The 715-nt window shown below is 40.3% G+C and carries 1 protein-coding gene; it reads right to left on the reverse strand.

The genetic code is table 11. The features are described from left to right. Positions 1-357 precede the first annotated feature (357 nt). Positions 358-715 (reverse strand): hypothetical protein (locus tag ACFIJZ_RS10045; protein ID WP_375632028.1); only part of this gene is annotated, 358 nt, incomplete at its 5' end.

Here is a 715-nt window from a genome sequence, read left to right on the forward strand (position 1 = left end):
ACTTAGTTAAGTCGTCCGAATAAAAAACTATATTCTAGATGACTTATAAATAAGTCGTCTAGGATAAATGGGTTAGTTTTGCATTTGACCGAATTGTGTCAAATATTTGACTTTTTCTGGACGACTTACTGGTAAGTCGTCTAAAAAGAAGACTTGTCATCAAGAGGTGTTCAATAGCAGAAGACTTACAGAGTCATCCATCCAAGATAAGGAGGTCCGGAGGGTATTATACCACCGAGTTGGACTTGTCAATGGTTTTTTCTCTAGAGGTGTTCTATAATGACTGCAAACACCAAATATTGAAAAGCAATCAGTATTTGTAGTTTTAAACCAAGCTATTATGGGAAAAGCAATCACTTACGGATCAGTTTTCAACCATTCAGCGAGCTTCTTCAACGTCTTCTTGTCGACTGGTGGAAAAGCATTATAGCTTGGGAAACGCTTTTTGTTTGGAATGATCACTTTGGCCGTATAAGGAAACTGCTGTGAGGCAGCAGGTTTCCTTACTTGATCACTCTTTGAACGGCAAATTGCCAAAGCAGCATCCCTCTTTTCCTTATATCTTGCATCCTCCTTCTCTTTATCCGAAGCAGTTTGTTTCTGTTTGTCCAACATAACAAGGTTCGACTCTGGAGCTTTATCATCCGAGGCAGTGGGCATCTCTTTCGAGGAACTAGCATCTGCGGACACACTTAGAGCTTTATCATCCGAGGCA

The sequence above is a fragment of the Bartonella sp. CL70QHWL genome (assembly GCF_042194855.1).
Taxonomy (GTDB): domain Bacteria; phylum Pseudomonadota; class Alphaproteobacteria; order Rhizobiales; family Rhizobiaceae; genus Bartonella.